The organism is Aliihoeflea sp., from assembly GCF_052435475.1.
Classification (GTDB): Bacteria; Pseudomonadota; Alphaproteobacteria; order Rhizobiales; family Rhizobiaceae; genus Aliihoeflea.
Genome location: NZ_JBQVMV010000009.1, coordinates 22,094 through 35,163 on the forward strand (window position 1 = coordinate 22,094; position 13,070 = coordinate 35,163).

Below are 13,070 nucleotides of genomic sequence, written 5' to 3' on the forward strand. Positions count from 1 at the left end.
GGTCAGTGCGCTCTCCTCCATGCGCAGAAGCCGGATGCGATCACCCGGCCATGGTGGTAAAGTCGAGCCGCGGGTGGGAGCGTGGTTGGAAGCGTGGAAACGTGCATGGAAACGCTTGCACTGTGCGACGAGCCCGCTGCCGCCGCATTGACGATATCGATGTTCGGGCGGCTTTCCGTGGTTCGCAGCGGCGTTCCGGTCGACCTTCCGCCTTCGCGCAAGGTGCGGGCGCTGCTGGCGTATCTGTCCGTTTCCGCGCACCCCGTTGGCCGCGGGCGTCTTTGCGAGCTTCTCGGCGACGTTCCGAACGATCCCAAGGGTGAACTGCGCTGGTGCCTGAGCAGGCTGAGGGCGATCCTCGACGAGCCGGGACGTGCCCGGGTCACTTCCAGAAGCGACATGATCTCGCTCGACCTGACGGACTGCATGGTCGACGCGGTGCAGGTCGAAGCAGCAATGCGGGCCGGACTGGAGACGCTCGATCTTGCCAGCCTGAGCAGGCTCTGCCGCCTCTTCGCCGGCGATTTCCTGGAAGGCCTGGACCTGCAACGCAGCCCGCAACTCGACTATTGGGTGGCAACCCAGCGCAGCCGCTATCGCGCCAGCCATGCGGCCCTGCTCGAACGACTGGTGGCACTCTTGCCGAACGATCCACGCGAGGCGCGGCCGCATGTGGAGCGCTGGGTCGAGCTTTCCCCGTTCGACGCGCGGGCGCAAATCCTGCTTTTAAGAACTCTGCTTGCGTGCGGGCTGGCCGCCGAGGCCGAACAGCACCTCGCCGCGATCGCACGCTTGTTCGAGGCCGAGGATATGGAGTTCGACCCGATCCGGCGGGCGTGGCAGGAAATGCGCAACGATCAGGCGCCTGCCAAGCCTTCCGAGCGAGCGCCGGTCTACGCGATCGAACATGCCCATCAGGAGACGCCGGCGATCGAGCAGGCGCGACTGCAGCGGGCATCGCTTGCCGTCATGCCCTTCGCGGAGCCGGACAGGCTGAATGGCGAGGCCGGCTTTGCCGATGGCCTGACCCACGACATCATCACGCGGCTCGCCAAGCTGCGGAACCTGTTCATCATCGCCCGCGGCTCCGTATTCGCACTTTCGGAACGAGGCACCGGGCCGGAGGATGCGGCGAAACGGCTGAATGTCGACTATTTCACCACCGGCATGGTGCGGCGAAGCGCCGGGCGCATCCTGGTGTCGGTGGAACTGGTCGAGGCGCGGACCACGAGGATCGTCTGGTCGGACGAATTCGACCTCAAACCGGACGACGCCTTCCTCCTCCTCGACGACATCTGCAACATGATCGTCTCCTCCATCGCCAGCGAGGTCGAGACCGCCGAGAAGAACCGCGCCATCCTGAAGCCGCCCAATTCGCTCAACGCCTGGGAGGCCTATCATCGCGGACTCTGGCACATGTACCGTTTCACCAAGACGGACAACGATCTGGCGCTTCAGTTCTTCAAGCGCTCGAGCGAGGCCGATCCCACCTTTGCCCGTGCCTATGCGGGCATCTCGTTCACGCATTGGCAGAACGCCTTCCAGCACTGGGCCGATCGCGACCAGGAAGCCGATCTCGCCTACGAGGCGGCCGGCCGAAGCCTGATCGTCGACGATCACGACCCCGCGGCGCATTGGGCGATGGGGCGGGCGCTGTGGTTGCGCAGCAATCAGGACCAGGCGGTCGCCGAACTGGAGCGGGCGGTGGACCTCAGCCCCAATTTCGCACTCGGCCACTACGCGCTCTCCTTCGTGCAATCCCAGTCCGGCGATCCCGCCGCCGCCATCGCCTCGTCGGATCATTCGCGCAGTTTGAGCCCGTTCGATCCGCTGCTGTTCGGCATGCTCGGCGCCCGCGCCATGGCGCATGTGCGGCTTGGGGAATATGAGGAGGCCGCGGAATGGGCGATCAAGGCTTCTGCGAGGCCCAATGCCCACAACATCATCCTGGCGATCGCCGCATATTGCCTGGCACTTGCCGGACGCGCCGATGAAGGGCGGGTGTTCGCGGCCATGATCCGAAAATCATTGCCGAATTTCGGTGTGAACGACTTTCTCTCCACCTTTCGATTCTCGCCGGAGGCAGAGGCGCTGTTTCGCACCGGCGCAAGTCGCGTGGGTCTGGATTGACGTCGCCGAGAAGGTTTCGGGGCTAAATTCCGACGGTGCGGCTTTGACCCGGCGTCATCGCAATCCGGTCGCGACGCTGGCGGGGCCGCGGTTGAAGCGATGGTGGGCCCGGAGGGACTCGAACCCCCAACCAAGCGGTTATGAGCCGCCGGCTCTAACCATTGAGCTACAGGCCCCACACGGGTGTTGGCATTAGTGGCTTTTGGCCGGGTGCACAAGCTTTGCGGCGCCGCAATGCGCCCATAATCGCTGCTTACGCATTCAAATTCGATCCGCATATTCCGGGAGTTACCTCATGCGCCTTCTCGTTTCGACCGCCATCCTCGCGCTTGCCCTGCCGCTTGCCGCACACGCACAGGAAGAGCGGCCCTTTCCCAAGATCGTCGTCTCCGGCATGGGCGAGGCTGCCGTTGCGCCGGACATGGCGATCGTCAACCTTGCCGTTCTGCGCGAGGCCGAGACCGCGCGCGCGGCGCTCGACGACAATAACGAGGCGATGGCCGACGTGATCGCGGCGATGAAGGAGGCGGGGATCGCGGATCGCGACCTGCAGACGGCGGGGCTGTCGATCAACCCGCGCTACGTCTACCCGGAAAACAATGACGGCACGGAACAGCCGCGGATCGTCGCCTATCAGGTGACCAACAATCTGACGATCCGCATCCGCGACATCGAGAAGGTGGGCGAGATCCTCGACCAGTCGGTGACGCTGGGCGTCAATCAGGGCGGGTCGATCTCCTTCGTCAACGACGATCCGTCGGCCGCGACCGCCGAGGCACGTCGCAAGGCCGTCGAGGATGCGATGGGCCGCGCACGGACGCTGGCGGAAGCGGCCGGCGTGACGCTGGGCGACGTGATCGGGATGTCGGAGCGCACTGCACCGCCGCCAATGCCGATGCAGGAGCGCGCAATGATGCGGATGGCGGCCGATTCGGGCGGCTCCGTTCCCGTCGAGACGGGCGAGAACAGCTATGTCGTCCATGTCGATGTGACGTTCGCCATCGGCGGCAGCGAAGCGCCCGAATAAGGCGCTCAGCTTAGAGCGCGTCAGTTTCCCGGGCGCGGATCGATCGGCTCGACGGTGCCGAGATCGAGATGGCGCTCGAGGGCGGCGGCTCCGGCCAGGAGCCGCGCCTCGCCGCGCGGTCGGGCTGCGATCTGCAGGCCGACCGGCAGTCCTTCGCGCGTGAAACCGCAGGGAAGCGACAGCGCGGGGCCGGTCGTCAGCGTGATCGCGAAGGCGATGGTCAGCCAGTCGATATAGGTGTCGAATTTCACGCCGGCGCATTCGGTGACGTATCGGTTCTCGACCGGGAAGGGCGAGACGATGGTCGCGGGCGTCAGGAGGAGGTCGTACTTCTCGTAGAAGGCGAGGGCACGGGTGATGATGCCGGCGCGGCGTGCCTCGGCTTTCGCGACGTCGCCGACGGTGAGCGCCAAACCCTTCTCGATGTTCCAGATCACTTCCGGCTTCAGAAGATCGCGATGCGTTTCGAGCTTGGCGGCGTGGCCGGTGGCGAAGCTGACGGCGCGCAGCGTCTGGAAGGTTTCGCGCGCATCGGAAAGGTCGGGATGGGCATCGGTCACCTCGACGCCGAGCTCGGTGAAGCGATAGGCCGCAGCTCGGCAGATTTCCGCCACCTCCGGATCGACCGGCGTGATGCCGCCGAGATCGGCGGAAAAAGCGACGCGCTTCGGCAGGGCACGGCTTTGCGCGGCCTTGCGGAAGCTGGTGCCGTCGCGCGGCAGCGAGATCGGATTGGCGGGATGTTCGCCGGTCATGGCGTCGAGAAGGAGCGCGAGATCCTCGACGGTGCGGGCCATCGGGCCTTCGACGGACAGGATATCGTCGACGAGCATGCCCGGATCGGCGGCGACGCGGCCGGGCGAGGGGCGCAGGCCGACGATGCCGTTGAAGCTTGCCGGGTTGCGCAGCGAGCCGCCGAGGTCCGAGCCCTGCGCCAGCCACGCCATTCCGGTGGCAAGCGCGACGGCCGAGCCGCCAGACGAGCCGGCGGCCGAGCGGGACGTGTTCCATGGATTGAGCGTCGCGCCGAAGACGTCGTTGAAGGTGTTCGCGCCGGCGCCGAATTCGGGCGTCGCGGTCTTGGCGTAGATGATGGCGCCTTCGTCTTCCAGATTCGCGACCATGACATCGGAGCGGGCAGGGACGTGATTCTCGAAGATGCGCGAGCCGTGGGTGGTGCGCACGCCTTCGACCTCGGTCAGGTCCTTGATGGCGACGGGCGCACCGGCAAGCTGGCCGCGCTCGGCGACCGGGCGCCCGGCGAGGTCATCGGCATGTTTGCGGGCGCGCTCGAAGGCGAGAGTGGGCAGCGCGTTGACGGCGGGGTCGACGGCGGCGATCCGTTCTTCCAGTGCGTCGAGCAGTTGGCGCGGCGACCATTTTTCGGTGCGCAGCCCATCGACGATTTCACAGGCGGATTTGCGGATCAGTTCGGACGTCATTCCATGTGCCTCCCAAATTGCCGTTCCCTGATAGCGGGGCGGGAAAGGACGTCCAAGGGCCAGACAGCAAAAAGCCCGGCGAAACCGCCGGGCCAGAACGAACAACCTCCAATGATCAGGCGAAGCGCGCGGTGGCGCGGCTGCGCGTCGCAGAGGGCGACACGAATGCCTCGGCCAGTTCGAGGTCTTCATGTCCGATCAGGCGCTTCGGATCGCTGCCGATGGCGTCGATGATTTCGGGCGCAAGGGCATTGGCGGCGAGTGCCGAGTCCCAGGCGTTGCGGGCTTCGCGCTCTGCGCGGATCAAGGCGGAGAGAGCGAGAATGAGCCGGTCGCGATGGTCCATGAGGGGTATGCCTATGTCTTCTTGTGATCGTCTTTTGCGGCCAGCCTTTTGGGGCGGGCGGATGGAAACGCGAATGGACAGGCGCGGTTCCCACGCGACGCGCTTCCTGAAAGGAACCTTCGAAGCATCCGGCGCATTTGGCGAAACCGACCAGGAGCGATGCGGCGTGCTCGAAACCCTTTCCAGAGAAAACAGGCCGGCAGACGATCTGCCGATCGCGCTGCGCCGACCGGACGACCTCTCCTATGTCAGCGATGCGGAACCCGGCATCAGGAGAAAGCGGGCCGGCAAGGGCTTTTCGTTCCTGACACCGGAAGGGGCGAAGCTGACGGACCGCGACGAGATTGCGCGAATCAAGGCGCTGGTCATCCCGCCGGCATGGAGCGATGTGTGGATTTCGCCCGACCCGCTTGGCCATATCCAGGCGACGGGGCGCGATTTGAAGGGGCGCAAGCAATATCGCTACCACGCGCGCTGGGGCGAATATCGGGACGACGTGAAGTATCAGAGCCTGGTCGACTTCGCGACGGCGCTGCCGCGGCTGCGCGAGAAGATGGAAGCGGATCTGCGCAAGCGCGGGCTGCCGCGCGAGAAGGTGCTCGCCTCCATCGTCTGGCTTCTCGACAACACGATGATCCGCGTCGGCAATCCGGCCTATGCGCGCGAGAACAAGAGTTTCGGCCTGACGACGCTGCGCGCGCGCCATGTCGAGGTCGAGGGGTCCAAGCTGCGCTTCGCCTTCAAGGGCAAGTCGGGCAAGGAATGGAATTTGAAGCTCGTCGACAAGCGCATGGCGCGGATCATGAAGGACATTCTGGACCTGCCCGGCCAGCATCTCTTCCAGTATCGCGACGAGGAGGGGGAGCGGCGCATGGTGCGCTCGCAAGACGTCAACGCCTATATCCGCGAGGCGACGGGCGAGGAGTTTTCCTCCAAGCATTTTCGCACCTGGGGCGGGACGACCAGTGCGGCCGCCCTTTTTTCGACGGTCGAACTGCCGGAAACGAAAACCGAGACGGCGAGGGTTCTCAACGGGCTGATCGACAAGGTCGCGGCGCGGCTGGGCAACACGCGCGCGGTCTGCCGGCGTTGCTATATTCATCCGCGTGTCGTCGATTCCTGGTCGACCGGGCGGCTGATGGAGGAACTGGCCGAAGCGCGTAAACGCTATCGCAAGCCTATCGATGGGCTGGATGAGGAAGAGGCGCTGGTGCTGCGCTGGCTTTCGACGGAGGTTTCGGCCTGAGCGCGGCTAACCATGCTCAGTGCTGGACGGGACGGCCGATCGGCAGGTCCATCGTCAGGCGGGTGCCGCCGATGCCGTCCCCATAGACGATTGAGGTGTTGAGGCTGGTCGCCATCGCCTTGACGATGCGCGAGCCTAGCCCCGTTCCCTTGGGCTGGCCTTCACCGTTCCAGCCGATCCCGTCGTCTTCCACGCGCAGGATCGCCGAATCGTCGCCCGCGCGGCGGATATAGACGCGCACCTCGCCTTCGGCGTCGCCGGGATAAGCGTATTTATAGGCGTTGGTGACGAGTTCGGTGACGATCATGCCGATCGAGACTGCCTTGTCGGTGGGGACCGTCAGAGGTTCCAGATCTGCGCGGATGCGCGAGGCGTGGCCGGCCGCCTTCATCGAGGTGTCGAGTTCGGCGATCAGGGTCGAGATATAGGCATCGAGGTCGACCATGGTCACGTCATCGGACGTGTAGAGCCGGCGATGGAGGCCGGCGATGGCCGATATGCGCGCCTGTGTCTCCGCCAGCGCGTCCTTGGCCTTGGGCTCGGAGACGGCGGAGGTCTGCATGCGAACGAGAGCCGCGACGAGCGCGAGCGAATTGGCGACGCGGTGATTGACTTCGGCGAGCAGGATGACCGCCCGGTCGCGCGCGTCGCGAACCTCCTTTTCAGCGTTCTCCTTCTCGCGCTGCAGCCTCGCCTTTTCGATCGACTGGTCGATCGCGCTCGACAGGAGGACGAAGAATTCGTCGCCGACGCTCTTCAGGACATAGTCGGCGGCGCCCGCCTTCAGCGCCTCGACGGCGACGGTCGCTTCGGATGACCCGGTGACATAGACGACCGGCGGTGCGGCCGGACGCTTCTTGAGCGCGGCCAGCATGTCGAGCCCGGTCCCCGACGCCAGATAATGATCCAGCACCACGACGTCGAATGTCTGCGCGTCGACGCGCGTCAGGCCATCGGCGATGTCGCCCGAATGCTCGACGACGAAACCCTGGCGCTCGAGGCGCTTTTGGACAAGGCGCGCAAGGGCAGGGTCGTCGTCGACATAAAGGACGCGGACGGGATCGGTCATCGGCTTCAAGCGGTCTCGGGAACCTGCATCACCGAGAAGAACAGGCCGAGCTGGCGGATCGCATTGGCGAAACCGTCATAGTCGACCGGCTTGGTGATGTAGACGTTCGCGCCCAGATCGTAGCAGCGCTGGATTTCACGCTGGTCGTCCGTGGTGGTGAGGACGACGACCGGCGAGCGCTTGGTGTGGACGTTGTTCTTGATTTTTTCGAGGATGTCGACACCGGTCATGTCCGGCAGGTTCAAGTCGAGTAAAATCAGAAGCTGGCGGCGTGCGCTGTCCTCGCCCGAACCGTCGGCGCCGAAGAGATAGGAAAGCGCGGACGTGCCGTCGGTGAACGGGATGATCTGGTTGCTGACGCCGGCGCGGCGGATGTTCTTCTCGATCAGGCGCGCATGGCCCTCGTCGTCCTCGATCATGATGATCGTCACTGGCTGTCCGTCGGTCAACTCATGCACTCCTTTGAACCGTGGGAAGTTTTTCGGGCAGCGTCACCCGGAACGTGGTTCCGCGTCCGAACTCGGACTCAAGGGTGATATCGCCGCCAAGGTTCCGAACCAGCGTGCGAACATGGGCGAGGCCGATGCCTTCGCCGGGCTTGTCCTGCGTGCCGGAACGGCGGAAGAGATCGAAGACGCGCTGGTGATCCTGCTCGGCGATACCGCGGCCATTGTCCTTGACGTCGATGACGATCTGGCGACCGCTCATCTTGCGGGCGGAGACGTCGATCTCGATCGGGCGATCGGATGCGCGGTACTTCACCGCATTGTCCAGGAGATTGCCGATGATCTGCTCCAGCGACAGGCGGTCGGACAGGATCGGCGGGACGGCGACATCGACGTCGATGCGGCCTTCGCTGTCGGCGACCTGATGCTGCATCGTGTTGGCGTTGGCCTCGATCAGCTCCTTCAAGTCGATGCGCTCCGGCTTCAGGGGACGGCGCCCGTCGCGCGAAATCTTGAGGATCGCGTTGATCAGCGCGTCCATCTTGCGGGTGGACGAGCGGATGAAGCCGATCGCCTCGGGCAGGTCTTCAGAAGCGGCGAGCCGGGCGTCCTGAATTTCCTGCTGGCTCAAGGGCTCGCCATCGGCCAGCACGTAGGTCTGGATCGTCTTCATGGTCGAGTCGAGCTCGCTGGTGAAGCCCATGATGTTGACGAGCGGCGCGCGCAGGTCGTGCGTCACGATATAGGCGAAGCGCTGCACTTCCTCATTGGCGCGGACGAGGTCCTCGGTGCGCTCGGCGATGCGCTGCTCGAGGCCGGCATTGAGTTCCTTGACTTCCTCGCGTGCATTGAGAAGTTCGCGGGTATAGCGAAGCGCCATCCAGACGGCCGTTCCGACCACCGCGAGAATGACGAGCGCGCCGAGAAGCGTCGTCAGGCGCAGCCAGTTCGCCGTGTCGCGCTGGCTCTCGGCGCCCGCGTCGAGCCGTTCATCGGCGGCGCGAACGATGGCGGTGAAGAGCTCGCGCGCCTCATCCATGATCTCCTTGCCGCGATCCGTCCGGACGATATCCACGGCGGCCGAGACGTTGCCCTGGCGCACGAGGTCGATCGTCTCGTCGATCTCGGCGACCTTGAGATTGATGCCCTCGAGCAGGCGTTCCATCGGCTCGGTCGCCTGCGGATAGGGCAGGAGAATGGTGCGCAGCCGCTCATAGCGCTCCATCACCGTTCCGCGCGCGGCCTGGTAGGGTTCGAGATAGCGCTCTTCCTGCGTCAGGATGTAACCGCGCTGGCTGGTCTCGATGTCCTGAAGCGCGCTGCGCAGGTCGACCGTCGCGGACCGCGCCTGACGGGCCTCGATCACCTCGTCGAAATGGTGCTGCGTCTGCTCGACGAGCCAGATCGACGTGCCGACGATCGCCACCAGTGCGAGCATGCCAATAAGCAGCAGGATCGCAGTCGACCTGACGAAGTTTTTATTTGCAATCGGCATTCAAACGTTTTCGCCCAGAGTCCCTGAGCGAGCAATGGCGCATCGGATCGTGAAACGCCACTAGATTTTTTATACCGGGGACCTAGTCACATGGAAAAACACCCGCCGGCTGAACCGGCGGGTGTGTCGTTCAATCATTTGACAGTGATGATCAGTCGCCGTCGGTCGTCACGTCCACGTCCGGAACGTCCACGTCCGGTACATCGACGTTGGGCGTGTCGATGGTCACGTTGACGTCGTCGGCACCACCGCCGCCGCCGAAGCCGCCGAGCAGCCAGACGCCGCCGATAATGACGACGATGGCGAGCACGAGCGCAACGGCCCAGCCGCCGCCACCGCCACCACGACCCGTATTGATAATCGTCGGTCCACGATCAGACATGGATATTTCCTCTCAAACTATGGGCAATCCGCCGGCGGATCAGTCTTGGCGGCGGATGCGATGTCCCTTTTCGCGCTGCAATAATGTGCGATCTTGCATTTTGGTTCCTGCTAATTAAGCGGGTTGCGCTTCGCATTCGCCGCCGGAGCGCATAGGGTCGCCGCGACAAGAGACAGACGGGCGGCTCCAGTTGCATCGATTCTTCCTGCGCGAGGCGACGCGCGACCTTCATCACGAACTCGATACGGCGATCTCGCAGCTCGACCTTGGCGAGCCTGACGACTACGCGGCTTTCCTGCGCATCCATGCGGCCGCGCTCCTGCCGCTCGAGGTCGCGCTCGAGGCGGGCGGTGTCGCGTCGCGCTTTGCGGCCTGGCCGCGCCATCGGCGCAGCGAAGCGCTGAAAGCCGATCTGCGCGCGTGCGGCATCGGGCCCGAGTACAGCGAGACGCTGGCGCCGATCGAGAGCACCGAAGCGCAGATGGGCGTGCTCTATGTGCTGGAGGGGTCGCGGCTCGGGGGCAGGTTGCTGGCACGGCAGGCGGCAGGGCAGGAGGGGCGCAATGCGTTTCTGCTGCATGGGGCCGGGCTGCCCTTGTGGCAGGATTTTCTGAGCCAGCTCGAGCGCCTGCCCGACGAAGATGCAACGCGCGATGGACTGGCGAACGGCGCCTGCATGGCGTTCACGCTTTATGGGCGAGCCGCCGGCCGAATCCTCGGCGCCATGCAACGCCCTGCGGTCGAAGCCGTTGGGTCTGTCGAAAACGCAAATCGCATTGCCGCCCCCAACCAATCGTGAAACGGTGCCGAACGCACATCTGGAGCACACCCCGCGCATGAACGTCAAAGTCCCGACCGACCTCGATCTGTGCGCGCAGGAGCCGATCCGCATCCCCGGCGGGATTCAGCCGCATGGAGCGTTGATCGTGCTCGACGCGGGTCTGGCCACCATATTGCAGGCCAGCGCGAACGCTCCCGAATTTCTCGGCTTCGACGCGAAAGCGGGCGCGAAGCTCGACAGCGGACCGTTGGCCGCGGCGCTGACCGCGTTGCGGGCGAACGCGGCCGGCGACCCGTTCCTGAAGCCCATCGAGATCGGCGGCAAGTGCCTGCTGGTTTCCGCTCATGGCACGGCGCAGGGCGTGATCGTCGAGTTCGAGGAAACCGATCCGGATATCCTCGCCTCCAATCCTTATCCAAGGATGCAGCGCTTCGTCGACCGTATCGAAAGCAGCCAGGACATCGACAATGTCCTTGCCGAGGCGGCCCGGGAAGTTCGTGACCTGACCGGGTTCAACCGGGTGATGATCTATCGCTTCGATGCGGACTGGAACGGGACCGTGATCGCGGAGGATGGCGACGGTGTACTGCCTTCCTATCTCGACCTGCGCTTTCCGGCGACCGACATTCCCGCCCAGGCGCGGGAGCTTTATCTGCTCAACCGGCTGCGGCTGATCCCCAGTTCCAGCTACGATCCGGTGCCGATCGAACCGGCGACTTCGCCGGTGGACGGCGCTCCGCTCGACCTTTCGGATGCCGCGCTGCGCAGCGTCTCGCCGATCCATCTGGAATATATGCGCAATATGGGCACTGGTGCGTCCATGTCGATTTCGCTCGTGGTGGATGGCGCGCTGTGGGGGCTGATCTCCTGCCACAACCGGAACCCGATGGAGGTCGATGCCCGCATCCGGGCGGCGTGCGAGTTTCTCGGGCGCATCGTCGGACACCAGATCGCCTTCCACGAGCGTCGCCGGGAGAGTGCGGACCGGCTGGCGCTCAAGTGCGTGGAGACCGAACTTGTCTCGCATCTCGCCCGGACGCCGGTCTTTCAGGAAGGGCTTGTCGCCCGTTCGCAGCAATGGCTGAAACTGACCAATGCCGAGGGCGCGGCGGTGATCACGGAAGGCATGGTGCTGACCACTGGACAGGTTCCGCCTTCGGACCGGATCAAGGACCTGGCGCGCTGGCTGCAGGGAATGGATGTCGATCGGGTCTTCGCCACGCGCGAACTCGGCAAGCACTGGTCTGCGGGCAGGACGATCGCCGATGTCGCGAGCGGGGTGGTCGCGGTGCCGATCTCCCAGCGCCATGCGAGCTTCATCATGTGGTTCCGGCCGGAACTCAAGCACACGGTCAAGTGGGGCGGCGAGCCGGCCAAGACGGTCGACGACCGCGCGATGCGGATCAGTCCGCGCACATCGTTCGAGATTTGGAAGGAGACGGTGCGGGGCCGTGCCGTGCCGTGGTCGAGCGCGGAACTCCACAGCGCCGAGGATTTTCGCCAGTCGGTGGTCGATCTCGTTCTTCAGCGCGCCGAGGAGCGGGCGGAGATGACCGAGGAACTGCAGCGCTCAAACAAGGAACTGGAGGCGTTCTCCTATTCCATCAGCCACGATCTGCGCGCGCCGTTCCGGCACATCGCGGGTTATGCGCAACTGCTGAAGGAGGAAGAGACGGGGCTGAAGGACCTGTCGCGCCATTATCTGGAAGGAATCTCGCAGGCCGCGGTAACGGCGGGACAGCTCGTCGACGATCTTCTGCAATTTTCCCAGCTCGGACGCACCGGCCTCAAGATGTCGCGCATCGACATGAACAAGGTGGTCGAGGAAATCCAGCGCGGCCTTTCGCACGAGCTGGAAGGACGGCGGATCGAATGGCAGGTCGATAAGGACCTCCCGGTCGCATGGGGCGACCCGTCGCTGGTGCGCCAGGCGATGTTCAACCTCGTCGAGAACGCGATGAAATATTCGCGCGACAGCGATCCGGCGATCATCACCATCGCCGGCAGCCGCAATGCGGACAGCTCGACGCGGTACAGTGTCGCGGACAATGGCGTCGGCTTCGACATGACCTATGTGGGCAAGTTGTTCCAGGTCTTTCAGCGGCTGCACCATTCCGACGAATTCGACGGCACGGGCATCGGGCTGGCCTTGACGAAACGCATCGTCGACCGCCATGGAGGATCGATAAGCGCAGAAGGGACGCTGGGCAAAGGGGCGATGTTCACAATCGAACTGCCCGATCGAAGAGGCGAAAACGAACGTGGCAAGCTTGAGACCGATCCTGCTGGTTGAGGACAATCCGGCCGATATCGAACTAACCGTCGCCGCACTGCGCAAGACGAACATCGCAAACGAGATCGTCATCGCGCGCGACGGCGTCGAGGCGCTCGACTACATCTTCTGCGAAGGCGATCACGCGGCGCGCGACGGCGAACAGCCGGCGGTCATCCTGCTCGATCTGAAGCTGCCGAAAGTGGACGGGATCGAGGTGCTGGAGAAGGTCAAGAGCCATCCGCGCCACCGCAACATCCCGATCGTCATGCTGACCTCTTCGCGCGAAGAGACCGATGTGGTCCGGTCCTACGAGCAGGGGGTCAACTCGTTCGTGGTCAAGCCTGTCGACTTCAACGCCTTCTTCGAGGCAATCCGGAACCTGGGGCTCGTATGGGCCGTTCTCAACGAGCCCTATCCCGGAGGCCGTTGAC

General features: G+C 64.5%; 12 protein-coding genes and 1 tRNA gene. 6 read left to right on the plus strand and 7 right to left on the minus strand.

The genetic code is table 11. The annotated features are described in order from the left end of the window. Positions 1–105: 105 nt before the first annotated feature. Positions 106–2,130: a transcriptional regulator gene (locus ACT6QU_RS11745; protein ID WP_444564678.1), complete on the plus strand. Its 2,025-nt coding sequence runs from the start codon at positions 106–108 to the stop codon at positions 2,128–2,130. A gap of 100 nt (positions 2,131–2,230) precedes the next feature. Here ACT6QU_RS11745 and ACT6QU_RS11750 read toward each other — a convergent pair. Further along, a tRNA-Ile gene (locus tag ACT6QU_RS11750) sits at positions 2,231–2,306 on the minus strand. Between the two features lie 119 nt (positions 2,307–2,425). Between ACT6QU_RS11750 and ACT6QU_RS11755 the strand changes: the two genes are divergently transcribed. Continuing rightward, positions 2,426–3,157 carry an SIMPL domain-containing protein gene (locus ACT6QU_RS11755; protein WP_024588823.1) on the plus strand — a complete coding sequence of 244 codons (732 nt, stop codon included), beginning with the start codon at positions 2,426–2,428 and terminating at the stop codon, positions 3,155–3,157. Between the two features lie 20 nt (positions 3,158–3,177). Here the strand turns inward: ACT6QU_RS11755 and ACT6QU_RS11760 are convergent, their stop codons facing one another. Together ACT6QU_RS11760 and ACT6QU_RS11765 are read right to left on the minus strand one after the other, a co-directional pair. Beyond that, entirely contained in the window at positions 3,178–4,599 is a 1,422-nt protein-coding gene (locus ACT6QU_RS11760; RefSeq protein ID WP_444564677.1) for an amidase, read from the minus strand. Positions 4,600–4,714: 115 nt separating this feature from the next. After that, positions 4,715–4,945, minus strand: coding sequence for a hypothetical protein (locus ACT6QU_RS11765; protein WP_024588821.1), 231 nt, complete (start codon positions 4,943–4,945; stop codon positions 4,715–4,717). A 73-nt stretch (positions 4,946–5,018) separates the two neighbouring features. Here ACT6QU_RS11765 and ACT6QU_RS11770 point away from each other — a divergent pair, with 73 nt between their 5' ends. Next, the gene (locus ACT6QU_RS11770) at positions 5,019–6,191 is read left to right on the plus strand and encodes a DNA topoisomerase IB (RefSeq protein ID WP_444564676.1); all 1,173 of its coding nucleotides are present in this window, start codon (positions 5,019–5,021) and stop codon (positions 6,189–6,191) included. A gap of 16 nt (positions 6,192–6,207) precedes the next feature. Here ACT6QU_RS11770 and ACT6QU_RS11775 read toward each other — a convergent pair whose 3' ends face one another. The 4 genes from ACT6QU_RS11775 to ACT6QU_RS11790 all read right to left on the minus strand — a co-directional run bounded on the left by ACT6QU_RS11775 (position 6,208) and on the right by ACT6QU_RS11790 (position 9,583). Further along, complete coding sequence (locus ACT6QU_RS11775; RefSeq protein WP_444564675.1) at positions 6,208–7,260, minus strand: sensor histidine kinase; 1,053 nt, start codon at positions 7,258–7,260, stop codon at positions 6,208–6,210. Between the two features lie 5 nt (positions 7,261–7,265). After that, positions 7,266–7,679, minus strand: a complete 414-nt coding sequence (locus tag ACT6QU_RS11780; protein WP_029660726.1) for a response regulator — start codon at positions 7,677–7,679, stop codon at positions 7,266–7,268. Positions 7,680–7,710: 31 nt separating this feature from the next. Continuing rightward, the gene (locus tag ACT6QU_RS11785; RefSeq protein WP_444564674.1) at positions 7,711–9,201 is read right to left on the minus strand and encodes a sensor histidine kinase; all 1,491 of its coding nucleotides are present in this window, start codon (positions 9,199–9,201) and stop codon (positions 7,711–7,713) included. Positions 9,202–9,352: 151 nt separating this feature from the next. Continuing rightward, positions 9,353–9,583 (minus strand): hypothetical protein, encoded by a 231-nt coding sequence (locus tag ACT6QU_RS11790; protein ID WP_444564673.1) that lies wholly within the window; start codon positions 9,581–9,583, stop codon positions 9,353–9,355. Positions 9,584–9,773: 190 nt separating this feature from the next. Here ACT6QU_RS11790 and ACT6QU_RS11795 point away from each other — a divergent pair, with 190 nt between their 5' ends. From ACT6QU_RS11795 to ACT6QU_RS11805, 3 genes are read left to right on the plus strand one after another with little or no spacing between them, the layout of a single operon-like run. Next, complete coding sequence (locus ACT6QU_RS11795; RefSeq protein ID WP_444564672.1) at positions 9,774–10,382, plus strand: biliverdin-producing heme oxygenase; 609 nt, start codon at positions 9,774–9,776, stop codon at positions 10,380–10,382. A 37-nt stretch (positions 10,383–10,419) separates the two neighbouring features. Beyond that, a complete protein-coding gene (locus ACT6QU_RS11800; protein WP_444564671.1) occupies positions 10,420–12,657 on the plus strand; it encodes an ATP-binding protein in 2,238 nt (745 codons plus the stop codon). Then, positions 12,626–13,069: a response regulator gene (locus ACT6QU_RS11805; protein WP_024588813.1), complete on the plus strand. Its 444-nt coding sequence runs from the start codon at positions 12,626–12,628 to the stop codon at positions 13,067–13,069. Before ACT6QU_RS11800 ends, ACT6QU_RS11805 begins: the two co-directional genes overlap by 32 nt. Position 13,070: the final 1 nt, after the last annotated feature.